This window comes from Streptomyces sp. NPDC048185 (assembly GCF_043202495.1).
Classification (GTDB): Bacteria; Actinomycetota; Actinomycetes; order Streptomycetales; family Streptomycetaceae; genus Streptomyces.
In genome coordinates, this window is the sequence record NZ_JBIDAN010000005.1 from 88,711 (window position 1) to 111,665 (window position 22,955).

At 72.4% G+C, this 22,955-nt stretch carries 21 protein-coding genes; 5 read left to right on the forward strand and 16 right to left on the reverse strand.

Annotated elements, in window-relative coordinates; translation table 11 throughout:
• Window positions 1–202: 202 nt before the first annotated feature.
• From ACGF3H_RS16390 to ACGF3H_RS16410, 5 genes are all read right to left on the reverse strand, one after another.
• The gene (locus ACGF3H_RS16390) at window positions 203–2,281 is read right to left on the reverse strand and encodes an iron ABC transporter permease (RefSeq protein WP_362497497.1); all 2,079 of its coding nucleotides are present in this window, start codon (window positions 2,279–2,281) and stop codon (window positions 203–205) included.
• Window positions 2,282–2,288: 7 nt separating this feature from the next.
• Window positions 2,289–3,272, reverse strand: coding sequence for an iron-siderophore ABC transporter substrate-binding protein (locus ACGF3H_RS16395; protein WP_362497500.1), 984 nt, complete (start codon window positions 3,270–3,272; stop codon window positions 2,289–2,291).
• Complete coding sequence (locus tag ACGF3H_RS16400; RefSeq protein WP_362497503.1) at window positions 3,269–4,129, reverse strand: ABC transporter ATP-binding protein; 861 nt, start codon at window positions 4,127–4,129, stop codon at window positions 3,269–3,271. The genes ACGF3H_RS16395 and ACGF3H_RS16400 overlap by 4 nt, the downstream gene beginning before the upstream one ends.
• Before the next feature lie 102 nt (window positions 4,130–4,231).
• The gene (locus ACGF3H_RS16405; protein WP_362497505.1) at window positions 4,232–4,795 is read right to left on the reverse strand and encodes an MSMEG_1061 family FMN-dependent PPOX-type flavoprotein; all 564 of its coding nucleotides are present in this window, start codon (window positions 4,793–4,795) and stop codon (window positions 4,232–4,234) included.
• A gap of 88 nt (window positions 4,796–4,883) precedes the next feature.
• Window positions 4,884–6,077 carry a spore photoproduct lyase family protein gene (locus ACGF3H_RS16410; RefSeq protein WP_362497508.1) on the reverse strand — a complete coding sequence of 398 codons (1,194 nt, stop codon included), beginning with the start codon at window positions 6,075–6,077 and terminating at the stop codon, window positions 4,884–4,886.
• Window positions 6,078–6,258: 181 nt separating this feature from the next.
• Between ACGF3H_RS16410 and ACGF3H_RS16415 the strand changes: the two genes are divergently transcribed.
• Window positions 6,259–6,435 carry a hypothetical protein gene (locus tag ACGF3H_RS16415; RefSeq protein WP_362497510.1) on the forward strand — a complete coding sequence of 59 codons (177 nt, stop codon included), beginning with the start codon at window positions 6,259–6,261 and terminating at the stop codon, window positions 6,433–6,435.
• A 22-nt stretch (window positions 6,436–6,457) separates the two neighbouring features.
• Here the strand turns inward: ACGF3H_RS16415 and ACGF3H_RS16420 are convergent, their stop codons facing one another.
• The 7 genes from ACGF3H_RS16420 to ACGF3H_RS16450 all read right to left on the reverse strand — a co-directional run bounded on the left by ACGF3H_RS16420 (window position 6,458) and on the right by ACGF3H_RS16450 (window position 15,717).
• A complete protein-coding gene (locus ACGF3H_RS16420) occupies window positions 6,458–7,249 on the reverse strand; it encodes an SAM-dependent methyltransferase (protein WP_362497512.1) in 792 nt (263 codons plus the stop codon).
• Window positions 7,250–7,295: 46 nt separating this feature from the next.
• The gene (locus tag ACGF3H_RS16425; protein ID WP_362497515.1) at window positions 7,296–7,997 is read right to left on the reverse strand and encodes a sugar O-acetyltransferase; all 702 of its coding nucleotides are present in this window, start codon (window positions 7,995–7,997) and stop codon (window positions 7,296–7,298) included.
• An 84-nt stretch (window positions 7,998–8,081) separates the two neighbouring features.
• A complete protein-coding gene (locus ACGF3H_RS16430; RefSeq protein ID WP_362497517.1) occupies window positions 8,082–10,121 on the reverse strand; it encodes a glycoside hydrolase in 2,040 nt (679 codons plus the stop codon).
• Between the two features lie 129 nt (window positions 10,122–10,250).
• A complete protein-coding gene (locus ACGF3H_RS16435; RefSeq protein WP_362497519.1) occupies window positions 10,251–12,296 on the reverse strand; it encodes a beta-galactosidase in 2,046 nt (681 codons plus the stop codon).
• 87 nt (window positions 12,297–12,383) lie between these two features.
• A complete protein-coding gene (locus tag ACGF3H_RS16440; protein WP_362497522.1) occupies window positions 12,384–13,724 on the reverse strand; it encodes an extracellular solute-binding protein in 1,341 nt (446 codons plus the stop codon).
• 108 nt (window positions 13,725–13,832) lie between these two features.
• On the reverse strand, window positions 13,833–14,783 hold the full coding sequence (locus ACGF3H_RS16445; RefSeq protein ID WP_362497524.1) for a carbohydrate ABC transporter permease: 951 nt from the start codon (window positions 14,781–14,783) through the stop codon (window positions 13,833–13,835).
• 7 nt (window positions 14,784–14,790) lie between these two features.
• Window positions 14,791–15,717, reverse strand: coding sequence for a sugar ABC transporter permease (locus ACGF3H_RS16450; protein WP_362497527.1), 927 nt, complete (start codon window positions 15,715–15,717; stop codon window positions 14,791–14,793).
• Window positions 15,718–15,908: 191 nt separating this feature from the next.
• Here ACGF3H_RS16450 and ACGF3H_RS16455 point away from each other — a divergent pair, with 191 nt between their 5' ends.
• Window positions 15,909–16,976: a LacI family DNA-binding transcriptional regulator gene (locus tag ACGF3H_RS16455; protein ID WP_393588101.1), complete on the forward strand. Its 1,068-nt coding sequence runs from the start codon at window positions 15,909–15,911 to the stop codon at window positions 16,974–16,976.
• A 234-nt stretch (window positions 16,977–17,210) separates the two neighbouring features.
• Window positions 17,211–18,311, forward strand: coding sequence for an SDR family oxidoreductase (locus ACGF3H_RS16460; protein ID WP_362497534.1), 1,101 nt, complete (start codon window positions 17,211–17,213; stop codon window positions 18,309–18,311).
• 117 nt (window positions 18,312–18,428) lie between these two features.
• Here ACGF3H_RS16460 and ACGF3H_RS16465 read toward each other — a convergent pair whose 3' ends face one another.
• Window positions 18,429–19,229 carry a ribonuclease BN gene (locus tag ACGF3H_RS16465; RefSeq protein WP_362497537.1) on the reverse strand — a complete coding sequence of 267 codons (801 nt, stop codon included), beginning with the start codon at window positions 19,227–19,229 and terminating at the stop codon, window positions 18,429–18,431.
• A 210-nt stretch (window positions 19,230–19,439) separates the two neighbouring features.
• Between ACGF3H_RS16465 and ACGF3H_RS16470 the strand changes: the two genes are divergently transcribed.
• Window positions 19,440–19,598: a hypothetical protein gene (locus tag ACGF3H_RS16470; RefSeq protein ID WP_362497539.1), complete on the forward strand. Its 159-nt coding sequence runs from the start codon at window positions 19,440–19,442 to the stop codon at window positions 19,596–19,598.
• On the forward strand, window positions 19,598–20,743 hold the full coding sequence (locus tag ACGF3H_RS16475; protein ID WP_362497542.1) for an enolase C-terminal domain-like protein: 1,146 nt from the start codon (window positions 19,598–19,600) through the stop codon (window positions 20,741–20,743). The genes ACGF3H_RS16470 and ACGF3H_RS16475 overlap by 1 nt, the downstream gene beginning before the upstream one ends.
• 13 nt (window positions 20,744–20,756) lie before the next feature.
• On the opposite strand, the gene ACGF3H_RS16480 is transcribed toward ACGF3H_RS16475, so the two are convergent.
• The 3 genes from ACGF3H_RS16480 to ACGF3H_RS16490 form a co-directional block, all read right to left on the reverse strand.
• Window positions 20,757–21,158 (reverse strand): hypothetical protein, encoded by a 402-nt coding sequence (locus ACGF3H_RS16480; RefSeq protein WP_362497544.1) that lies wholly within the window; start codon window positions 21,156–21,158, stop codon window positions 20,757–20,759.
• Window positions 21,159–21,374: 216 nt separating this feature from the next.
• Window positions 21,375–22,028, reverse strand: a complete 654-nt coding sequence (locus ACGF3H_RS16485; RefSeq protein WP_362497547.1) for a hypothetical protein — start codon at window positions 22,026–22,028, stop codon at window positions 21,375–21,377.
• A gap of 138 nt (window positions 22,029–22,166) precedes the next feature.
• Window positions 22,167–22,856 carry a GAF and ANTAR domain-containing protein gene (locus ACGF3H_RS16490; protein ID WP_362497550.1) on the reverse strand — a complete coding sequence of 230 codons (690 nt, stop codon included), beginning with the start codon at window positions 22,854–22,856 and terminating at the stop codon, window positions 22,167–22,169.
• Window positions 22,857–22,955 lie beyond the last annotated feature (99 nt).

Sequence of the window (22,955 nt, forward strand, 5' to 3'; positions counted from 1 at the left end):
ACCCGGCCGGAGAACGCCCGGGCGCCGCGGCCCGCGGTCCAGGCCGACCGCAAGCGGAGGGGCCGGCACCCGAATCCGGTGCCGGCCCCTCCACTCCCGGGTGCCGGGGATTTTCGCCACGAGCCCGCTCCGGGCGGACTCGCTCACCGTGCCCGGCGGCGGCCGTCCCTCCCGCACACCTGCGTCCCGCTCACCCGGCCCGCTACCGCCTGCTGCGCACCAGCAGGTACAGGAAGTACGGCGTTCCGATCACCGCCGTCATGAGCCCCGCCCCGAGCTGGGCCGGAGCGATCACCGTGCGGCCCAGCAGGTCGGCCGTGCACACGAGCGCGGCACCCAGCAGCATCGCCACCGGGACGACCCGCACGTGCCGCCGGCCCACCAGCGCGCGTGCCGCGTGCGGTGCCACCAGGCCCACGAAGCCGATGGTGCCGGCACAGGCCACGGCGGTGGCGCTGAGCAGCACGCTCAGCACCAGGAAGCCGAGGCGGCCCGGCCCCAGCGACAGGCCCAGCAGCCGGGGCGTGTCCTCGTCCAGGGAGAGCAGGTCCAGCTCGGTGCGCCGGGCCACGGCCACGACCGCGCCCACGGCCAGCACCAGGGCGACCGGCAGCACGTCCGGCAGGGTGCGGCCGTAGGTGGAACCCGACAGCCAGGTCAGCGCCTTGGTGGCGTTGAACGGGTCGGTGAGGACGATCAGAAGGCTGATCAGCGCCGTCGTCGCGGCGGCGACGCCGATGCCGACGAGGACCAGCCGGTTCTGCTGGAAACCGCCCCGCGCGGCGAGCCCGAAGACGACGACCGCGGTGACACCGGCCCCCGCGAACGCGGCACCGGCGACGGCCCACCCGCCGGCGACGGGCGCGGTCGTCACCAGGAGCACGGCACCCAGCGCGGCCCCGCCGGAGACGCCCAGGACGCTCGGCTCGGCCAGCGGATTGCGGGTGACTGCCTGCACCAGCGTGCCCGACAGGGCGAGCGCCCCACCCGCGCACAGCGCGGCGAGCACCCGCGGCACCCGGGTGTCCAGGACGAACGAGACGGTCCGCCCGGCGTTCCCCTGCGCCCAGTTGACGACGTCACCGAGCAGCAGCTTGCTGTCGCCCACCAGCACGGCAGCCACGACCAGACCGGCCAGGACGGCCACGAGGACGGCCACCGTGGCGAGGAACACCGCCCGGCCCGGGATGCGCAGCCGGTCCGGCGCACCGGCCCCCGCGGCGTCCCGCAGCCGAAGCGCCATCACGACCAGGAACACGGCGCCGACCAGACTCGTGACGACACCGGTGGGCACGGCCACCGACAGGTCGTCCCGCACCAGCGACCGCAGCAGCACGTCCGACCCGAGCACCAGGGCCGCGCCGGTGAGCGCGGCGGCCGGCAGGGCCGCACGGGAGCGCGCGTACCCGCGGAACCGACGGGCGAGCGGGCGCACCAGGGCGGGCGCGGCCAGGCCGACGAAGCCGATGGGGCCGGCCAGGGTGACCGCCGCGGCGGACAGCAGCGCCGCCAGGACGACGACCGTGACGCGGGTGGCGCGCACCGGGACGCCCACGCCGCGTGCGGCGTCGTCGCCGAGGGCGAGCGCGTCCACCCGTCGAGCCGTCAGCATCAGTCCGGCCAGGCCGGTCACGGCGACCGGCAGCATCTGGAGGACGCCGTCGAAGCCGTTCTGCGCGATGCTGCCCTGGTTCCACTGGTACAGGCCCTCCGTCTGTTCGGGGAACAGCAGGAGCAGCCCCTCGGTGACGGAGTTCAGGCCCAGCATCAGCGCGGTGCCGGCCAGCACGAGCCGTACGGTGCCCGTGCCGAGGCCGGACAGGCCGAGCACGACGGCCGCCGCCGCCAGGCCGCCCGCGAAGGCGACACCGGAGGAGGCGATCATCGGGAGCGAGACGCCGGTGGCGCCCACCAGGCCGAGGGACAGGTACGAACCGGCGTTCACCGCGAGGGTGTCGGGCGAGGCGAGCACATTGCGGCTGACCGCCTGGAGCACGGCGCCGGCGGCGCCGAGCACGGCGCCGACCAGGAGGCCGGCGGTCATGCGCGGCAGCCGGGACGCGACGACGACGGACGCGTCGCCGGGGTCGGCCCGCCCGGTCAGGGCCCTGAACACCTCGGCCGGTCCGACGGCGGCCGTGCCCTGGGCGATGTCCACGACCGCGAGGACGGCGACCAGGAGGACGAGCCCGGCCGTCACCGCGGCCGCGCCCGGCCGGGACGTGGGAGCCGTCGGCGGCGTCGACGGGCGGGCGGCGGGTTTCGTTGCGGTGACGGCCATGGCCTCGCTACTTCGTCAGCGCGCCGACGAGGGCGTCGATGTACCCAGACATCGAGGCCGGGCCGCCGAACATCCAGATGCCGTCGTCGAGCCGGTGCACGTCGCCGGCCTTCACGAAGGGCAGCGACTTCCACACCGCGTTCTTGGCCAGCGCGCCGGTGAACGGGGTGGCGTTCGGGTCGTCGTCGTTGCCGATGTAGGCGAACTGGACGCCCTCGGGCAGGGCGGTCAGACCCTCGACGTCGGTGGAACCGAGACCGTAGGCCTCGTCACCCTTCACCTTCCAGGCGTTGTTCAGGCCGATCGCCTCGTTGACCTCGCCGATGAGCGACGTCGCCGTGTAGGGGCGGACCGAGACCTGGTTGGAGGTGACGTAGCCGTCGGCGAAGGCGATGTCCTTGCCGGCCATCCCCGCGCCGGCCAGGGCCTTCTTGCCCTCGGCGACCTTCGCCTCGAAGTCGTCGCGGACCGTCTTCGCCTTGTCCGTGGTGCCGGTGGCCTTGGCGATGAGGTCGACGTTCTCCAGCATCTGGCCGATCTGGCCGGTGCCGTCGGCCGACGTGACCTCCAGCACCGGGGCGACCTCGCGCAGCTGCTTCACGGCGGCCGGCGGCAGGTCCGTGGTGGCGACGATCAGATCGGGGGCGAGCGAGGCGACGGTGTCCATGCTCGGCTCGCCGCGCGTGCCGATGTCCTTGGGCTCGTTCTTCAGCGGGGCGGCGGTGTCCCAGGTTTTGTAGCCCTTGACGTCCGCGACGCCGACCGGGTCGACACCGAGGGAGACGAGGCTCTCGACGACGTTCCACTCGGTGGCGACGACCTTGGTGGCCGGGCCGTCGAGCTTCACCTCGGTGCCCTTGCCGTCCGTGAGCGTGATGGCCCCGGAGGCCTTCTTCTCCGTCTTGTCGGCGGCGGGTTCGGTGGTGCCGCAGGCGGCGAGGGTCAGCGCCGCGGCGGTGGTGGCTGCCGCGGTGAGCAGGAGGCGTCTCATGAGGTGGTGCCGAGCCTTTCGGTTCGTATGTGGTGGCGGCCGATCGGGCGGGTGCGCAGCCGGCCGGTCAGGGGGTCGGTGTCGACGTCGATCCGGATGCCGTAGACGGCGGTCAGCCGTTCCGGCGTCAGGACGTCCTCGGGCAGGCCGTCGGCGACGATCCGGCCCGCTTCCAGCAGCGTGATCCGGTCGGCGACGGCCGCCGCCTGGTCGAGGTCGTGCAGAACGACGCCGACGGCGATCCCATGGTCGTCCGCCAGATCGCGGACGAGGTCGAGGAGTTCGATCTGGTAGCGCAGGTCCAGGTAGGTCGTCGGCTCGTCGAGGAGCAGCACGCCGGTCTCCTGGGCGAGGCAGCTCGCCAGCCAGACCCGCTGCAACTGCCCGCCGGACAGGTGGTCCGCGCCGCGGTCGGCGAGGCCGTCGAGCCCGGTGAGCGCGAGCGCCCGGTCGACGGCGGCCGGGCCGTCCGGATCCGGGCGGCCCCAGCGGCCCCGGTACGGGTAGCGGCCGAACTCGACGACGTCCCGTACGGTCAGCCCGCCGGGCGTCGGGCGCGCCTGTGTCAGCAGCGCCACGTACCGGGAGAACTCACGGGTCGTCAGCGCCAGGCCGTCGGTGGTGCCGTCGATGCTGAGCGTGGCACTGCGGGCGCGCTGCAGCCGGGCGATCGTCCGCAGCAGCGTCGACTTCCCGCTGCCGTTCGGGCCCACCAGGACGGTCACTTCACCGGGCCTGAGCCCGACCGCCGCGTCGTGCACGACATCGACACCGTCGTAGGCCACGGTCACGCCCGTGGCCGACAGCTCATGGCCCCGCAGGCGCGGGGTACCGGCTGCGTCTTCACCAGATCTCACGCAGTGAAGGTTAGCCTAACCTAAGAAGTGCTGGTAGCGCCGGGTGCCGAGGACTCCGCGCCCGGGACGGCCGGGTCCGGGCGCGGTCCTCGACGGCGGGGCTCAACTGCCCTTCGGCTCGCGGGGCTTCCACAACCCGGCACGGTTCAGGGAGGCCGGGCAGTGCAGGTAGATCTCGTCGATCTCCAGCAGCAGCGCCAGATCCGGGTGCCGGCCCTCCCGTGCCATGGCGTCGAAGAACGGCGCGCCGGTGAGGACGCGGGCCCGGCCGTTGATCCGCAGCACCTCCTTGCCGCCGGGAATCAGGTACAGCAGTCCGGCGTGCGGATTGTCGAGGATGTTGTGGAAGCTGTCCCCCCGCCGGTTCCCGGGCCGGTCCGGCAGGGCGATGGTCCCGGCGTCCAGGACGTGCGTGAAGCCCGGGACGTCACCGCGCGGCGAGACGTCGCAGTTGCCGTGCGCGTCGGAGGTGGCGAGCAGGCAGAAGGGGGAGCGGGCCAGCAGGTCCCGGTCGTCGTCCGTGAGCCGGTCGTGGACCTTGTCGATCACGATGGGCCAGGGCTCGCCCAGCAGCTCGCGCAGTTCGGCGCGGGAACCGACCTCGGTCCAGTCGTGGCCGGTGGCGGCGCCGGGCCGCTCTCCGGTCGTGTCGATCGTGTGCGGCAAGGCCGACTCCCACAGGTGTGCTCCGGGTGGATGGTTGCACGCAGCACATTAACCGATCTTAGGTTCGCCTTACCTAAGCTGCCGGTGGTCAGAAGGCGTACCGGATGCGCAGCCACGGGGTGTGCGCGTCGACCAGCGCACGGAGCCGGGCGACCGCGTCCGCCTTGACGGCGTTGCGGTAGCGCACGTTGAGCGCCCCGTTCTCGGATCGCTTGGCCTGCTGGAGGTCCGGCCGCCACAGCGTCTCCTCCGCCCGCGGGTGCCAGCCCAGGTTGACCTCGTGCAGCTCCCGGTTGTGCGTCAGCATGATCACCTCGGCGGCGGCCTGCCGCTTCACCCGGTCCGGCAGGACGTCGTCGAGATGCCTCAGCAGCTCCGTCCAGGCGTCCTCCCAGCCGGGGCGCACGACCACGGGGGAGAGGTTGAAGTGCACCTCGTACCCGGCGTCCAGGAAGTCGCCCGCCGCGGCGATGCGCTCGGCGACCGGGGAGGTGCGCAGGTCCAGCAGCCGGGAGTCGTCCGGCGGCATCAGCGAGAAGCGGATCCGGGTCCGGCCCCGCGGATCCAGGGCGAGCAGGTCCGGATTGACGAACTTGGTGGCGAAGGACGCCTTGGCCGTCGGCCACTGCCGGAAGGCGTGCACCAGGTCCGCGGTGTTGTCGCAGATCAGGGCGTCCACCGAGCAGTCGCCGTTCTCGCCGATGTCGTACACCCAGGCCTCGGGGTCGCACTGGTTCGGCTCGGTCTTGGGCCCCTGCCGGGCGATGTGCCGGCCGAGGTGGGCGATCATCCGGTCGATGTTGGTGAAGACGGTGACCGGGTTGGCGTACCCCTTGCGCCGGGGCACGTAGCAGTAGGCGCAGGCCATCGCGCAGCCGTTGGAGGTACCCGGCGCGATCCAGTCCGCGGAGCGGCCGTTGGGACGCGTGGTGAGCGTCTTCTTCTCGCCCAGCACCAGCGTCTCGCCCTTGACCCGCACCCAGCGCTCGACGTTGCCCTCGTTGCCGTGCAGGCCGGGGATGCGCCAGTGGGAGCCGACCTCGATCACGCGGGCCCCGGGGAACCGGGCGACGACCTGACGGCCGCGCGGGGACGCCGCGGCGGCCGGCTCGGCGTAGATCTCGCGCACGGGCAGCAGCCGGCGGGCCGCTGCGGAGTCCCGGAAGAGCGGACCGGTTGCGGGTGCGGCCGGCGGTGGGGCCGCCGGGGACACGGGCGCCAGGGCGTCGAGGCCGAACAGGGTGCCGGAGCCGTCGTCCGGTGCGGTGGACGGGTCGTGCATGAGAGCTCCGGTGTGCGAGTGCCAGGGCGGGCCGTCCCCGGCCTCGGCACGCCGCGGACGGTCCCGGTCCCTCCACTGTACGAAAGCGCGCGGCGCCTTCGGCCGTGTCACGGGTCCCGTCGGGGGCATACGCGTGACACGGCACCGGAACCGGTGCCGCCGATCCGAAGGGGTGTACACCGTGCTCGCCATCATCGCGGCGGTTCTGTTCCTCATCGCCTGGCTGATCAACGCGGCGGAGATCTCGACCAACGACGTCTTCACCTCGATCAACGTCATGCTCATCGGCCTCGCCCTGCTGGCCCTGCACGTCGCCGGCATAGGCAGCGGCTGGGCGGCGCGCGGGCGCCGCCGCTGAGCCACCGTCCCGCCTCCCGGCGTCAGGGCACGCGCGCCACGCCCGCGTAGATGCCGCTCTTCTCCGCCGCGGGCGGCTCCTGGTCGGCGCCGTACCACTCGGTGGCGGTGACCAGTCCCGGCGGCACCGGTTCCAGCCCGTCGAAGAACCGGGCCACCTCCGCCCGGGTGCGGAACCCGAGCCGGATGCCGGCCTGGGCGTACTGGGCGATCACCTGTTCCGCCAGCTCGGGGAACAGGTCGATCGCGGCGTGCGACAGGATCAGGTGGCTGCCCGGAGGGAGGGTGGCGACCAGGCCGTCGACGATGCCGTGGGCGTCCTGCTCGTCCGGAACGAAGTGCATCAGGGCGATCAGGGACAGCGCGACGGGCCGGTCGAAGTCCAGGATCTCGCGGGCGCGCCGCACGATCGCCTCCGGCTCGCGCACATCCGCGTGGATGTAGTCCGTGGCGCCCTCGGGAGTGCTGACCAGCAGTGCATCCGCGTGCCGCAGCACGATCGGGTCGTTGTCGGCGTAGACGACCCGGGCCGTCGGCACCGTGCGCTGGACGATCTGGTGGAGGTTGGGCTCCGTGGGGATGCCCGTGCCGATGTCCAGGAACTGGTCGACGCCCTGTGCGGCGAGGTGGGTCACCGCGCGGTTCATGAACGCGCGGTTCTGGCGCGCCGCGTCCCGTGCCTCGGGCGGCAGCGTCGCGCCCACCGCCTCGTCGACGGGGTAGTTGTCCTTGCCGCCCAGCAGCCAGTCGTAGACCCGCGCGGGATGGGCCCGGCCGGTGTCGAGGCGAGGGGGCTGCGAATGGTCCGTCGTCATGGCACGCTCCGTCGTCCGGGAGGTGGGGGTTCGCCGCTGTTTCCGATCAGCGTACTGCGCCTCGATCGTGACATGTCCCGTGTGTACGGGGGGAGTTGGACCCCTGTCCCTGACCGTCCCGGTCCAGGGTCCGGGGCGGACGATAGGTCCAGTCCCGGTCCGCATCGGTGATCTCGCGCAGCACCCGGGCGGGCGTCCCCGCGACGACCGTCATGGGCGGCACATGGGCCGTCACCACACTGCCCGCCCCGACCACCGATCCCCGCCCCACGGTGATCCCGGGCATGATCAGCGCCCCGGCCCCGATCCACACGTCGTCCTCGATGCGTACCGGCGCCGAGAACTGCGTGCCGCCCCGGCGCAGTTCCGGGTGGACCGGGTGGCCCGTGGTGCTGACGGTCACGTGCGGGGCGAACATCACCCGGTCGCCGACGAAGATTTCCACGTCGTCGACGAGGGTGAGACCGAAGTTGGCGTACACGTCGTCGCCCAGGTGCACGCGGTTGCCGTAGGCGACGTGCAGCGGCGGCTCGATCCACACGTCCGTGCCCACCGAGCCCAGCATCCCCTTCAGCAGTGCCCGGCGGCCTTCCTCGTCCCGGGCCGCGGTCCGGTTGTAGGCGTCGGCCAGCTCCTTGCCGCGCAGGCGCTCCGCGGCCAGCCCCTCCAGGCCCGGCGCGCCGTCCGAGTAGAGCTCCCGTGCCGCCATCCTGCGGCGTACGTCGAGCTCGCGGGGATCGATGGTCATGCCCTCTCCTCGTGTCTCGGGGGCGGGCGGCGGCCCCGTCCGCACCTTCGGCGGCACGGACGGGACCGCCGCACGCAGGTGGGATCAGCCGGCGGACACGTCCGTCACCGTCCAGCGCTGGTTGGCGCCGGAGTTGGGCGGCCACGTGGTGACGGCCGCGCCCTCGTGGGTCGCCTGGCCGCCGACCTCCAGCAGGCGCCCCGTCGCCGCGTTGACCAGCGTCCAGGTGCCGTCACCGGTGGTCGACAGGAGCCATTCGGCGGCCGCGTCGCGCCTGCCCGTGTCGGGTTCGGCCACCGGGACGTCGTCGCGCACGGCCAGCCGCGTGCCGCCCCGCGGGTTCGTGAACACGTAGCGGTCGCGGACCCCGCTGTCGGGGCGCACCGCAGTCAGCCGCCACTCCTGGCCCGGGGCGCCGGTACCGGAACCGAGGACCAGGCCCCTGCCGTCCTCCGCGACGGTGACGGCCTTGCCGCTCTGCACCCCGGTCAGCGTGTAGGTTTGGTCCTTGCGGAGCGCCGGGGCGTCCTTCGCGACACCGGACACGCCCTTGATCTCGAAGGAGGTCACGGACTGTGCGGGCACGGTGAAGGTGGCCGTGCGGTCGCTGACCCTGACCGGGGCCTGCTCCGCGAGCCTGCCGTCGGCGCTGGTCACGACCGGGGTGACGGTGGCACCGCGGCTGACCTGGCGGAACTTCGACAGGTCGATGGTGACGGTGCGGGCCTCGGTGGTGCGGTTGACGTGGACGAGCGAGGCGCCCTTGCCGTCGCGGGTGACGGCGGCGGCGCTGGAGGTGTCGTCCGTCCTGATCAGCCGGTCGCCGGGCTTGATGAAGTGGGTGAAGTTGCGTGCGGTGTCGAACTTGGTGTTCGTCCGGATCGGGCAGGTCTCGAGGGTGTCGCGGGCGGTGCAGCTGAACGGTATCTGGATGCTGCCCCAGTTGCCGCCCTTCGCCGACTCGCCGCCCGGCTTCATGTTGTCGTAGTCCTCGACGGGCTGCCAGAACACCCAGGCGCGGGGCTCCAGTTCGCGCAGGTCGTCGACGATCTGCTGGGCGAGGCCGAGGCCGGGCCGCATGTCCTCGAAGTCCTGCCCGTCGCCCCAGTCGCCGCCGACCTCGCTCATCCACAGCGGCTTGCCGGCGGCCTTGGCGAGGTCGCGCACGGTGGTGCGCTGTCCGGTGCCGTAGGTGTGGACGTTCATCTGGCCGACGAGAGCGCGGTCGGCCGGGGAGTACGCGCTCCAGTTCTTCGCGAAAGTTCCGGGGTTGGTCTCGTCCATGGCCGAGATGTCCGCCTTGACCTTCGCCTTCCTCAGCGCGGGGGCGAGGGCCCGGAGGACCTCGCGCTGGAGCTCGGGCCCGATGTGGGCCCCCTCCTGCCGGCCGCCGACGGGTTCGCCGTCGGCTCCCAACTGTGTTCCCCAGTAAGGCGTGTTGGGCTCGTTGAACGGGTCGACGGTGTCGACCTTGATGCCCTCGGCCTTCTCCAGCCGCCTGGTCGCCCCCGCCAGGTAGGCGGCGAAATCGTCGACCGAGTCGGCCTTCAGCTGGTCGGCGGACGAGTCGAAGCCGCCGGAGACGTAGCCGCTGACGGTCATGAACCAGGGCGGCGAGTTGCTGAACGTCTCCCAGTGGTCGATGTCGTCCTTGATGCGCTCGACCCACCAGCGCTGGGTGGCGTCGGCGTCCTTGTTCCAGTCGGCCGGGTCGTCGGCGCTCCACCAGCCGGTGTCCTCGCGGGTGGTGCCCGCGGGTGCCTTCCACCAGCCCTCGACGGCGCCGCCGGCGCGGAGGTAGTCCTCGACGTCCGGCGCGTTGCCGCCGCCGATGTTGTAGCGGGCGATGTTCAGCCCGAGGCCGTCGTCGTCGAAGAGGAGCCGGGCCAGCTTCTCGCGGATCTCGGGCGGGTAGTCACCGGTGGCGTTGGCGAACCAGACCAGACTGGTGCCCCAGCCCTCGAACTCCTCCTGCTGGTACGACGGGTCCGGCCGCACGGTGACGGAGGCGGCGGCCGCGGCGGGCCCGGCCTGCGCGGGGACACTGATCAGAGCGGCCCCGGTGGCCAGGGCGGTGAGCGCAGCGGCTCCGAGGAGGCGTCTGCTGCGGGTACGACGTGCCATCGTGTGCTCCCGACGGGAAGATGTGGTCGCTGCGGTGGCCCCTCCCGTCCGGTCGCGGGCAGGAGGGGGTGGCCCCGGAGCGCCGCGTGCAGCTCCGGGGAGACGGGGGGTGGTGCGGGATGTGCGCTCTCAGTCGGTGGGCGTGCGCAGGACGGCGACGCCCCTGGGCGGGAGGACGACGGCGCCCTCGTCATCGGTGCCGCCCACCAGGACCTCTCCGGTGGGCCCCGGGACGGTCACGGTCTCGTCGGTCCGGTTGACCAGGAACAGGAAGCGTCCGCCCGGGCCGCGGCGCACGGTGGTCTCGACCAGCCCGCGCACCTCGGGGGGCAGGTCGCTCGCCACGCCGGCCGGTGCCAGCAGCCGCGGCAGCAGCGCGGCGAGCCCTTCGGCGCCGAGCCGGGTGGAGACGTAGGCGGCCGAACCACTGCCCGCCGGGCGCCGGGTGACGGCGGGGCGGCCCGCGTGCGTGCCCGTGCGGTAGTGGGCGAGGACCTCGGTCTCGGGCGCGGTGACGGTGATGTGGTCGGTCCACAGGGTGCCGGTGGTCGCGTCGTCCAGCTCCACGGTCTGCCCGGCGGGCAGCGGGCCGAACTCCTCGACGCGGATGCCCAGCAGGTCCCGCAGGGCACCCGGATAACCACCGAGCCGGACGTGGTCGTTCTCGTCGACGATGCCGGAGAAGTACGTGGTGACCAGGTGCCCGCCCTGCTCCGTGTACCGGGTGAGCTCCTTGGCGAGGTCGGCGGGGACCATGTGCAGCACGGGCGCGACCAGCACGCGGTGGCGGCTGAGGTCGGCGGCGGTGGTGACCACGTCGGCGCGCACGCCCAGGGCGAGGAGCGCGGAGTACCAGTCGAGCGCCTCCCCGTGGTAGTCGAGCAGCGAGGTCGGGTGCGAGTCCTGCTCGCTCGCCCACCACGACTCCCAGTCGAAGAGGATGCCGACGTCGGCGGGTTCCCGCTCGCTGCCGGCCACCGGTGCCAGCGTCCTCAGCGTGTCGCCGAGCGCGGTCACCGCGCGGAACAGGTCGCTGTCGGCGCCGGCGTGCGGCACCATCGCGGAGTGGTACTTCTCGGCGCCGGCCGCGGACTGGCGCCACTGGAAGAAGCAGACCGCGTCGGCGCCGTGCGCCACGTGGGTCAGCGAGTCCCGGGCCAGCTCGCCCGGCCGCTTCGCCAGGTTCACCGGCTGCCAGTTCACGGCGCTGGTGGAGTGCTCCATCAGGAACCAGGGCCGGCCGCCCGCGATGCCACTGGTGAGGTTGGCGGAGAAGGACAGCTCGTCCCGGGCCTGCGGGTGGGGTACGACGTAGTGGTCGTTGGCGACGAAGTCCACCTCGGCCGCCCAGTCCGCGTAGTTCATGCCCTTGGTGCCGGGCATCACCATGAAGTTGGTGGTGACGGGAATGTCCGGTGTGAGCTCCCGCAGCACCTCCCGCTCGGCCCGCAGATGGTCCTTCAGCGCGTCCGACGAGAAGCGCTTGAAGTCCAGTTGCTGGGTCGGGTTCGGGTGGGAGGCGGCGAGCCGCGGGGGCAGGATCTGCTCCCAGTCGCTGTAGCGCTGCGACCAGAACGCCGTCCCCCAGGCGTGGTTGAGGGCGTCCAGCGTGGTGTACCGGGCGCGCAGCCAGTCCCGGAAGGCACGGGCCGCGTCGTCCGAGTAGTCGTAGACGTTGTGGCACCCGAGCTCGTTGTTGACGTGCCAGGCGACCAGGGCCGGGTGCCCGGCGTAGCGGGACGCCATCTCCCGGACCAGGCGCAGGGCGTGTTCCCGGAAGACGGGGGAGGTCGGACGCCAGTGCTGGCGTGCTCCCGGCCACAGGGTCTCCCCGCGGTCGGTGACCGGCAGGATCTCCGGGTGCGCGGTGGTCAGCCAGGGCGGCGGGGACGCGGTGGCGGTGGCCAGGTCGACGCCGACGCCGTTCTCGTGCAGCAGGTCCATGACCTCGTCCAGCCAGGCGAAGTCCCAGGTGTCCGGGCCGGGCTGGAGACGGGCCCAGGAGAAGATGCCGACGGAGACGACGTTGACCCCGGCCTCGCGCATCAGCCGCACGTCGTCCTCCCACACCTCCCGGGGCCACTGCTCGGGGTTGTAGTCGGCGCCGAAGGCGAGACGGGGGGCGGGCGCGCCGTCCGGTCCCCGCTGGAGGCGGGACAGGAGGGTGGAGATCATGGCGGTCCTTCCGGTGTGGTGCGTGCGGTGCGGGGGCGGCGCGGATGCCGCGCCGCCCCGTGCGGGCCGCCGCATCGCGTGCGGGTGCTACTGCTCGACGGTGAAGCCCTGCTCGTTGCCGTACTTGACCGAGGCGTCCTGCCACGACTTCAGGCCCTCGGCGAGCGTGGTGCCGGAGACGTAGGCCTTGCCGACGGTGTCGTTGAAGATCGAGTTCGCGTACACCTGGTAGGGCAGGTACGACCAGTCGTCGGCGACGTTCGCGGCCGCCTCGGCGAAGATCTTGTTGGCCTGCTGGCCGCCGAAGTACGGGAACTTCGTGTCCTGGAACGCGGTGGACTGCAGATCCGCGGTGGTCGCCGGGAAGGCGCCGTTCTGCAGGCGGGTCTCAACGCCCTTGCCTGCGGCTGCGTACTCGACGAAGGCGTACGCCAGCGCCTCGTTCTTGCCGAGCTCGGGCAGGGCGAGCGCGCTGCCGCCGTTCTCGGCGCCGGCCTTGTCGCCCGCCGTCCACTGCGGCAGCGGGGCGGCGCGCCAGTCACCGGAGGCGTTCTTCACGCCCGACTCCAGGTTGGCGGGCATCCAGGCGCCGGTGGCGAGGGTCGCGATGCTGCCGTCGCCGAGCCCCTTGTACCACTCGTCGCTCCAACTGGTGACGGGGGCGAGCAGCTTCTCGTCGATGAGCTTCTGCCAGACGGCGGTGAACTTCCCGGCACCCGCGTCGGAGAAGTCGACCTTCACCTCGGTGCCGTTCACCGTGTAGGGGCGCGAACCGGCCTGCCAGAGCATGCTCGTGGCGAAGCCGGCGTCACCGGTGTCGGCGGTGATGTACGCCTTCGGGTTCTTCCTGTGCAGGTCGCGGGCGGCGGTGAGGTACTCGTCCCAGGTGGTGGGGACCTTGATGCCGTAGGTGTCGAAGACCTTCTTGTTGTAGAACAGCGCCATCGGACCGGAGTCCATCGGCAGGGCGTAGACGCCGTCGCCGCCGGCCTTCACGCCGTTCCACGGACCGGGCGAGTAGCGGGTGGCGAGCTTCTCGGCGCCGAAGCCCTTGAGGTCGGTGAGCTGCTCGGTCAGGGCGAACTGGCCCATCGCGTAGTACTCGATCTGGGCGACGTCGGGCACGCCCTTCTTCGCCGATATGGCGTTCTGCAGCGCCGTGTACTGGTCGTTGTTGGTGCCGGCGTTGACCAGGTTCACCTTGACGCCGGGGTGTTCCTTCTCGAAGCCGGCGGCCACCTGCTTGAGCGTGGGCTCCCACGCCCAGACGGTGACGGTGCCGCCCTTCTTCAGGGCCGCCTGGACGTCCTCCTGGGACACCGACTTCCCGCTCGATCCGCCGTCGTCGTCGCCGCAGGCGGTCGCTCCCAGGGCGAGGGCGCAGACGAGACCTATGCCGCGCAGCAGGCGGCGCGAGTGCTTGTGCATGGGCGAGCTTCCACTTCTTCGTGGCCGGGGACCGGCTCGGTCGAGGGTCGGAGAAACGCGGGCGGAACGTGGGGGGAGAGGGAGCGGGGGGGGGAAGAGGCGTCCGGGCTATTCCTTGACGCTTCCGGCGGCCAGTCCGGACTGCCAGTACTTCTGCAGCAGCAGGAACGCGGCGATCAGCGGCAGGATCGTGATGAGGGAACCGGTGACGACCAGGTTGAAGACGGCCTCGCCGCCCGCGGTCTGGGCCTGCTGGTTCCAGCTGTTCAGGCCCAGGGTCAGCGGATACCAGTCCGGGTCCTTGAGCATGATCAGCGGAAGGAAGTAGTTGTTCCAGGTCGCCACCATGGTGAACAGCAGGACGGTGACGATGCCGGGGGCCAGCAGCGGCAGCGCGACCCGGAAGAAGGTGCGCACCTCGCCGGCGCCGTCGATGCGGGCGGCCTCCATCAGCTCGGTCGGGATGGCCTCGCTCGCGAACACCCACATCAGATACAGGCCGAACGGCGAGATCAACGACGGGACGATCACCGCCCAGGGCGTGTCGGTCAGCCCCATCTTGCTGAACATCAGGAAGGTCGGTACCGCCAGCGCCGTACCCGGCACCGCCACCGCGCCGATGACGACGGCGAAGACGCCCCGCCGGCCGGGGAAGTCGAACTTGGCGAGCGCGTAGCCGCCCAGGACGGCGAGGAAGGTGGCGCCGCCCGCGCCCAGTCCGACGTACAGCAGAGTGTTCAGCAGCCAGCGGGTGAACACGCCGTCGTCGTAGGTGAAGGTCTGGGTGATGTTGTCCCACAGGGCGAAGTCCCCGTCGAACCACAGGCCGAAGGAGTCCGACAGGCCCTCCTGCGTCTTGGTGGCGCTGATGACCAGCCAGAGCAGCGGCACCAGGCTGTAGAGCACCACCAGCCCGGTGAGCACGGTCAGCAGGACGCTGCGCCGGGGCCTGCCCGGGGAGTGCCGGCGCCGGGCGGCGCGCAGCCGGGGCGCGGCGGGACGGGTGCCGGGGGGAGCGGGCGCGGAACGGTCGGAGACGGTGACGACAGGACTGGTCATCGCTGCTTCACACTCCCTTGCGCATGCCGCGCAGCTGGACGACGTAGGCGATGACCATGGTGATCAGCCCCATGACGATGGCGACCGTCGCGGAGTAGTTGTGCTGCTGCCCGTTGAAGGACAGCGAGTACGTGTAGAAGTTCGGCGTGTAGTCGGTGGTGATGGCGTTGGGCGCCAACGGCTGCAGGATGTTCGGCTCGTTGAAGAGCTGGAAGCTGCCGATGATCGAGAAGATCGTCGCGATGACCAGCGCCCCGCGGATGGCCGGCAGCTTGATGGCGGTGATCACCCGGATCTGTCCGGCCCCGTCGATCTCGGCGGCCTCGTACAGCGAGTGCGGGACGACCCGCAGGGCCGCGTAGAAGATCAGCATGTTGTAGCCGATGAACTCCCAGGTCACGATGTTGCCGATGGAGGCCAGCACCAGGCCGGGGGAGAGCGGGTCGGGCAGGGTGACGCCCAGCGCGTCGTCGATGTCGCCCACCAGCCCGAAGCGGGTGCCGTACATGAAGCCCCACATCAGCGTGGCCACCACGGCCGGTACGGCGTACGGCAGGAAGATCGAGATGCGGAAGAAGTCCCGGCCGTAGAGGCGGCCGCTGTCCAGGGCGAGCGCGACCAGCAGGGCGATGCCGAGCATGACGGGCACCTGGACGGCCAGGAAGAGCGCGACCCGGCCGAGCGAGGCCCAGAACCGGTCGTCCTGGAGGGCCTGCGTGTAGTTGTCCAGGCCGACGAAGGTGGTCCCGCCGATGAGCCGGTCGCGGAAGAGGCTGAGATACACCGAGTAGGCGATCGGCGCGAGGAAGACGAGGGCGAACACGGCCACGAACGGACCGAGGAAACCCCACCCCGTCCAGGACCGGCGGTCCCGTCTCGTCGGTGGCGGTGCCGGCCGCGGCTCGGCGGCGGCCGGCGGTTGCAGCGTCGTCATGTCGTTCCTCGCTCGTCCACGTCCTGGAACCTCGCCGATGTTTACGTAAACATCAGGCAGCGCGAAAAGGCGCCCGGGCTGTTATGTTTACGTAAACATCTGATGGCGGCATGTCTACACTGCCCCGATGACGACGGTCAAGGGTCCTTTCGCACCGGACCTGCCAGCGACGGAGAGGCGGCTGACGGCGAGTGAGCACGGCTGAGGAAGTCCCGACGAGCGCACCCGCGCGTCCCCGGCGCGGCCGGGAGCGCACGGCCTCCATGGCGGACGTGGCCCGGCTGGCCGGGGTCTCCTCGCAGACCGTCTCCCGCGTCTCCAACGGATACGCCGGCGTGACCGAGGAGACCCGGCAGCAGGTCCTGGCGGCCATGAAGGAGCTCGGATACCGCCCCAACAGTGCCGCCCGGGCGCTCAAGCGCGGGGAGTTCCGCACCATCGGCGTCATCACCTTCTCGCTGTCCACCACCGGCAACGTGCGCACCCTGGAGGCCATCGCGACCTCCGCGGCGAGCGAGGGGTACGCGGTGACGCTGCTGCCGGTCGCCGTGCCCACGCAGGACGAGGTGCGGGGCGCGTTCTCCCGGCTGGAGGAGCTCGCCGTCGACGCGGTGATCGTCATCATGGAGGTCCACCTGCTGGACGCCGCCACCGTCACCCTGCCGCCCCACGTCCAGGTGGTGGTGGTCGACTCCGACGCCGGCGACCACTACACGGTCGTCGACACCGACCAGGCCGGCGGCACCCGCGCGGCCGTCCGGCACCTGCTCGGCCTCGGGCACGACACCGTGTGGCACCTGGCCGGGCCCGAGGACTCCTTCGCCGCCCAGCGCCGCACGGACGCCTGGCGCCGGACGCTCGCCGAGGCGGGCCGCACCCCGCCGCCCCTCACCCGGGGAGACTGGTCCGCGGAGTCCGGTTACCGGGCCGGCCTCGAACTCGCCGCCCGCGAGGAGTGCACGGCCGTCTTCGCGGCCAACGACCAGATGGCCCTCGGGCTGCTGCGCGCCCTGCACGAACGCGGCCGGCGCGTCCCCGAGGACGTCAGCGTCATCGGCTTCGACGACATCCCGGAGGCCGGCTCCTTCCTTCCGCCGCTGACCACCGTCCACCAGGACTTCGCCGAGGTGGGACGGCTCTGCGTCCAGGCCGTGCTGCGCAAGATGCGCCAGGACGGCCCGGAGCGGGGGACGACGCTCGTGCCCACCCGGCTGGTGACCCGCACGAGCACCGCACCGCCCCCGGCGCGCGGACGCTGACGGCGCGGACCTACGCGTACCCGGGCGCGCTGAGCCGCTCCGTGCGACGCCCCGGGTGACCGGGCGGGTGGGCACCGACCGGTTTACGAGCCGTCGCAGAAGGCACTCACCACACCGGACTGTTCTGCACGCGTGACCGGGAGTGCCCATGGCTCAAGTCGCCGACTACGTTCCGCAGCGCCTGCGCCGGAGGCTCACCGGGTACGCCCGGCACCTGACCGGCGGGGGCGAGAAGTGACCGGCGCCGGCCGGTTCGGGCGCGACGGGCGGCGCCGCGGGGCGGCCGAGGTGGTGGTCGTGACCGGCGCGACCGCCGGCGTCGGCCGGGCCACGGCCCGCGCCTTCGGCGCACGCGGAGCCGCCGTGGCCCTGCTCGCCCGGGGCCGGCACGCCCTGGAGCAGGCGGCCGAGGAGGTCCGGGAGGCCGGCGGACGGGCGCTGCCCCTGGTGGTGGACGTCTCCGACCCGGAGGCGGTGGACGCCGCCGCGAGCCGGGTGGAGGACGCGTTCGGCCCGATCGACGTGTGGGTGAACGCCGCCTTCACGACCGTCTTCGCCCCCGTACCGGAGGTCACGCCCGAAGAGCTGAAGCGGGCCACGGAGGTGACGTACTTCGGCTTCGTCCACGGCACGCAGGCCGCGCTGCGGCGCATGGCGCCGCGCGACCGGGGGACCATCGTGCAGGTCGGCTCTGCCCTGGCCCGGCGCAGCGTCCCGCTGCAGGCGGTGTACTGCGGGGCGAAGCACGCCATCCAGGGCTTCACCGAGTCCCTGCGCTGCGAGCTGCTGCACGACCGCAGCGGGGTGCGGGTCACCATGGTCCAGATGCCCGGGCTGAACACACCCCAGTTCAGCTGGGTCCTGAGCCGGCTCCCCCGGCACCCGCGCCCCGTGGCGCCGGTGTATCAGCCCGAGGTCGCCGCCGAGGCCGTGCTGCACGCGGCCGACCACCCCGAGCGGCGCGAGTACTGGGTCGGCGGGTCGACCGTCGCGACCCTCCTCGGGCAGAAGTTCGCCCCCGGCCTGCTCGACCGCTACCTGGCCCGTACCGGCTACGACGCCCAGCAGACGGACCAGCCCGTCGATCCGTCCCGGCCGGTCAACCTCTACGAGCCCGTGGACGACGCCGCACCCGTCGACTACGGCGCCCACGGCCTCTTCGACGACGAGTCGCATCCGCGGAGCCTGCAGTTCTGGCTCTCACGCCATCGCCGCCCGCTCGCGCTGGCCGCGGTCGCCGCCGGAGCCGTCACCGCGGCGCTGGCCGGCGGGGCGGGCGGGCGCACCCCCGCGGCCCGGAACGCGTGCGCGCAGCGCGGACTCCCGCGCGGCTGACGTCGCCCGTACGACGTACGTCCGCAGATCCGCCGCGGACGGGCACGCGGACGACCCACGGCCGGCGTCCGGGTGCTCGCCCGCGACGGCGCCGCTCGCCGCCGCGTTCCGTGGGGCCTACCGCTCTCGGTCGATGGTGCGCGTCCACCAGTGGTGCTCGCAGAACCAGTGGCCGACCATCGCGCCCCCGAAGACGACGAACCCGACCCCGATCAGCCAGGACTCCACCACCAGCACGATGCCGACCGCGCCGTAACTGATCGCGTTGTCGAGGATGAGCGGGGTGAAGACGAGGTAGGAGAAGCCGCGCAGTCCGACCAGGCCCACTATGGTGGCGAGCGCCCCCGGCAACAGGTCGCGCCAGCGGATCTGCTTGCCCAGCAGGAAGTGCTGACCCCACCAGAAGAACAGCAGGCCGGTCGCCGTGGACAGCGCGATCCGGGCCGAGCCGTGCAACGCGGTCCTGGTCTGCACCTCCTGGTAGAGGTACGCCGTCAGGGCGATCACCCAGGTGAGCTGGCGCCAGACGCGGTGCCAGGGGCCGGACGGCAGGCCCCAGATGCGTTCGTAGCCGTTCTGCACGCTTCCCGCGAAGGACACGCCGAACACGGCGAGGGCGATACCGCCCCACACGCTCGTGGTGCCGACCACTTTGGTCGGCGGGCTGATGATGTCGGTCAGCACCTTGGCCGACCGGCCGGACAGTCCCATGCCGTCGGCCAGCCAGGAGGCGAAACCGCCGCGTCCCAGGGGATCGGCGGCGGCCACCACGATCAGCAGCGGTGCCAGGGTGACCAGGGCCAGCGTGGCGAAGCCCATGGCCCGGTGCATCAGCTCCAGTTCCCGGCCGCGCCGGACCAGCGCGGACGCGGCCAGCCGGTCCCACAGGCGGAGGAAGGGGCGCCGGTACCGGTTCACGGGTGCTCCTCGGGCGGTCCTCGGACTGGCTCGCCGTTGCCGAACTGAGTGACCCGGGGGCGGCGGGGACAAACGTGGCGCCCGGGACGCGCACCCGTCCGCGCCGTCCGGAACCGCCGAACGAAGGACCCGCCGCGCGAAAGACCTCCGCGTGGGCCGGACGGAGCGGGAAACCCGGGTCACGCGACCCATCCGCCGACGACGGCAGAGGTGCCTGACGAGGAGGACGTGATGACGCTGGGGGCCGACTGCGTTGCGCAGTGCCTGCGGGAAGAGGGCGTGGAGGCCGACGTGCACGACACCGGGCGTGCCGAGGGCGTCCGCCATGAGCTCGCGGCGGTCGCCGAACGCCTCCCCGGGCGTCACTGATGCCGGCCGGCACGACGACGGGCCTGGGCGGCTGCACGGTCGACGCGGTCGACGTCCACGCCTTCGAGGTCCCGACCGACGGGCCGGGGGGCAAGGAGCAGGACGGCACGCTCGAATGGGACGCCACGACCCTGGTCCTGGTCCGTGTGCACGCCGGCGGGCGGACCGGGCTGGGGTACACCTACGGGGACACGTCGGTCGCCGCCTTCGTCCACTCGCAACTGGCGCCGGTGATCGAAGGGGGTTCCGCTGCCTCACCGCCGGCGCTGTGGCAGCGGATGGGCGAGCGGATCCGCAACGCCGGGCGTCCCGGTGTCGGGGCCATGGCCCTGTCCGCCGTCGACGTGGCCCTGTGGGACCTGAAGGCGAGGCTCCTGGACCTGCCGATGGTGCACCTCCTGCCGGCCTGCCACGACCGCGTGCCCGTCTACGGCAGCGGCGGCTTCACCAACTACTCCCTGGACCGCCTCACCGGCCAGCTGAGCGGCTGGGTGGAACAGGGTGTCCCGCGGGTGAAGCTGAAGACCTCGCGGGACCCGGAGGCCGACCCGCGGCGCCTGACCGCCGTGCGCGAGGCCCTGGGCTACGGGCCCGAACTGTTCACCGACGCCAACGGCGCGCTCGGCCGCAAGGAGGCCCTGTACTGGGCCCGCAGGTTCCACGACGAGTGGGACGTGCGTTGGTTCGAGGAACCCGTCACCTCCGCCGACCTGGAGGGGCTGCGGATGCTGCGCGACCGGGCACCGGATCGCCTGGAGATCGCGGCGGGGGAGTACGCCTTCACCGCGCAGGACGTCGTCAACCTCGTCGACGGCCCCGCCGTGGACTGCCTCCAGGCGGACGTGACCCGGTGCGGCGGCATCACGGGCGTGCTGGAGATCGCCGGGCTGTCCGCCGCCCGGCACCTCGACCTGTCCGCGCACTGCGCCCCGGCGCTCTCCGCCCACGCCTTCTGTGCCGTACGCAGGCTGCGGCACCTGGAGTACTTCCACGACCACGTGCGGGTCGAGCACCTGCTGTTCGACGGCACGCTGTCACCCGTCGACGGGGCCCTGCGGCCCGACACCGGCCGGCCCGGACTCGGCCTGGACGTCAAGTGGGCCGACGCCGAGCCCTATCGCGTCCACGGCACGCGGCCTTCCTGACCCGGGCGGCCGGTCAGGGGTCCATGCGCTGCCGCTGACGCATCTGCTCGTTGTGCCAGGCGATCGCGCGGCGGATCTGCGGCTCGTGCAGGCCCGTCCGGCACGCGAGCTGATCCATGGAGAGCGCGGGCGGCCCCGTGGTCAGCGCCCGGGTCAGCTTCGCCGCCCAGAGTTCCTCCTCCACGAAGGGCCGGTCCTGGTAGCCGTCCTTGACCACGTCGAAGTGGTCGTCGCAACACGCGGTGATGAGCCGTAGCCCGTCGAAGTAGGCGTTGGTGGCGTGTGCGGAGGAGGAGTCCGGCACGTATCCGCGCACGGCCCGGTCCTCCGGGAACACCCTGGCGCACAGATCGCACAGCTCCATGGGAACGGCCCGCGCGCTCCGGTGGCCCTTCCTGCGCTTACGGTTCCACATCGCGCCTCCTGGAATCACCGCCCAGCAGCGTCGACGCCGTATGCCGTGTCGGTCCGGCGCCCGGAATTCCGGAGTTACCCGATGGGAAGGGGACAAACGCCCCACCGGCCCCACAGGTCCCGCCCGGGCCGGGCGGAGGACGACGGCCCGCGACCGGGTGCGCCCGACCGGACGCCGGCCGCGGGGACATGGGGCGCCGCCACCGCGGCCACGACGTCAGCCGTCGAGCGTGGCGGAGGGCTCGCTGCCGCTCTGGGCCTGCCGGGACCGCTCGGCGAGCACCGTGGCCAGGTCGCGGACACCGTCCTCGTCGATGTCCCCCTTGTGCGCGGCGGACTCCATGATCCACAGCAGCGTCGTGCCGACCCGGGTCTGGGCCACGGCGCCGGGCTCGCCGAGGAAGCCGGAGGTGCCGAGCCGGGCGTCGCGCTCGTCACCGATCGGGCCGAGCTCCAGGGGCTTGGCCGTCTGCCCGGCCTGGTTGCCGTAGTAGCCGTCCCAGAGCACGTCGTACGCGTCCTGGGCGGCCTGTTCGCTGTCGTAGGCGATGATCTGGAAGGTGACGGAGGCGGAGGGGTCCTCGCGCCGGAAGGTCGCGGCGCCGAAGAAGCGGGAGTCCTCGCAGCCGGCGTTGCCCTTGATGGGGCAGGCCTGCGAGCGGTAGAGCGTGTTCATCTCGACGGCCGTGGGCCGCAGGGACTGCTTCCAGCCCGTCATGACCTCGCCGTCCGGCAGCGTCCGGCCGACCTGCTCCCGCGTGAGCGCCGCCGCCTCGCCGGCCGTGCTGTCGCCCTCCGGCGCTCCCGCGCAACCGGACAGCAGCAGTGCCGCCGCGGTCGCCGCGTACCACCGGTGCGTTCTCATGGTCATGCCACCCCCTCGAGTCGGTCATCATACGTACCGTCTTCGCGGGGCAGGCCGGCCCTCGGTCCCGGCCGGAAGCGGGCCGGTCGACAGTGCTGCGCCGGGAACGGAGCACGGCCGCAGCCGGCGGGTCGCTGTCCGGGCTCAGGGAAGGCCGCCGCGCTCGCAGACCCGACGGGCGACGTCGCGCAGCTTCACGTTGCGGTCCTGGGAGTGGCGGCGCAGGGCCGTGAAGGCCTCTTCCTCCGTGAGGCGTTGACTGCCCATCAGGATGCCCATGGCCTCGCCGATGGTGTGCCGGGTGTCGATGGCCTCCTGGAGCTGGGCCTGCGTGCGCGCGCTGGAGAAGGCGACCGCGGCGTGCGAGGCCAGCAGCCAGCCGGCCGTCTCGCTGGCCTCGGTGAACGCGCCGGGCCGGCGGGAGTAGAAGTTGAGCGCGCCGAGGTCCTCGTCCTCGGTGAACAGCAGGATGCCCATCATGCTGCCCAGGCCCAGTTTGCGGGCCTCGGGCACGTACGCGGGCCAGCGCCGCGCCTCGTCGGTGAAGTCGGGGATCCGGAAGTGCCGCTCTCCCTCGGACGTGCGGGCGGCGTCGAAGCAGGGCCCCTCCCCGGCGCGTTCCTGGAGCTGGTCGCTGTCGATCACCAGCTGCTCGGTGGGCGCCAGCGACTGCACCCGCCTGCCGCGCAGCAGGAGGATGCCGGCGGCTTCGCAGCCCTCCACCAGCTCGGTGGCCGAGGAGGTGATCCGCTCCAGCGTCTCCCGTACGGATTCCTGGGCCAGCAGATCCCGCGCCAGCGAGGCCATCTCCTCGGCGAACACTCGCCAGTCCATCGCGTCCTCCTGTTCCGCCGCGCCGTCGCGTCACCGCGTCGGCCGGTCCTCTAGGAGTGCCCGGTACACAGGGAGGCAAAAGCGCCGGGAGTCACGGGG

What these genes read in the sequence shown, in the direction of transcription:
- ACGF3H_RS16390 (WP_362497497.1), bottom strand. Translation starts at nt 2,281, where the DNA reads ATGGCCGTCACCGCAACGAAACCCGCCGCCCGCCCGTCGACGCCGCCG.
- ACGF3H_RS16395 (WP_362497500.1), bottom strand. Translation starts at nt 3,272, where the DNA reads ATGAGACGCCTCCTGCTCACCGCGGCAGCCACCACCGCCGCGGCGCTG.
- ACGF3H_RS16410 (WP_362497508.1), bottom strand. Translation starts at nt 6,077, where the DNA reads ATGCACGACCCGTCCACCGCACCGGACGACGGCTCCGGCACCCTGTTC.
- ACGF3H_RS16420 (WP_362497512.1), bottom strand. Translation starts at nt 7,249, where the DNA reads ATGACGACGGACCATTCGCAGCCCCCTCGCCTCGACACCGGCCGGGCC.
- ACGF3H_RS16425 (WP_362497515.1), bottom strand. Translation starts at nt 7,997, where the DNA reads ATGACCATCGATCCCCGCGAGCTCGACGTACGCCGCAGGATGGCGGCA.
- ACGF3H_RS16430 (WP_362497517.1), bottom strand. Translation starts at nt 10,121, where the DNA reads ATGGCACGTCGTACCCGCAGCAGACGCCTCCTCGGAGCCGCTGCGCTC.
- ACGF3H_RS16435 (WP_362497519.1), bottom strand. Translation starts at nt 12,296, where the DNA reads ATGATCTCCACCCTCCTGTCCCGCCTCCAGCGGGGACCGGACGGCGCG.
- ACGF3H_RS16440 (WP_362497522.1), bottom strand. Translation starts at nt 13,724, where the DNA reads ATGCACAAGCACTCGCGCCGCCTGCTGCGCGGCATAGGTCTCGTCTGC.
- ACGF3H_RS16445 (WP_362497524.1), bottom strand. Translation starts at nt 14,783, where the DNA reads ATGACCAGTCCTGTCGTCACCGTCTCCGACCGTTCCGCGCCCGCTCCC.
- ACGF3H_RS16450 (WP_362497527.1), bottom strand. Translation starts at nt 15,717, where the DNA reads ATGACGACGCTGCAACCGCCGGCCGCCGCCGAGCCGCGGCCGGCACCG.
- ACGF3H_RS16475 (WP_362497542.1), top strand. Translation starts at nt 19,598, where the DNA reads ATGCCGGCCGGCACGACGACGGGCCTGGGCGGCTGCACGGTCGACGCG.
- ACGF3H_RS16480 (WP_362497544.1), bottom strand. Translation starts at nt 21,158, where the DNA reads ATGTGGAACCGTAAGCGCAGGAAGGGCCACCGGAGCGCGCGGGCCGTT.
- ACGF3H_RS16485 (WP_362497547.1), bottom strand. Translation starts at nt 22,028, where the DNA reads ATGACCATGAGAACGCACCGGTGGTACGCGGCGACCGCGGCGGCACTG.
- ACGF3H_RS16490 (WP_362497550.1), bottom strand. Translation starts at nt 22,856, where the DNA reads ATGGACTGGCGAGTGTTCGCCGAGGAGATGGCCTCGCTGGCGCGGGAT.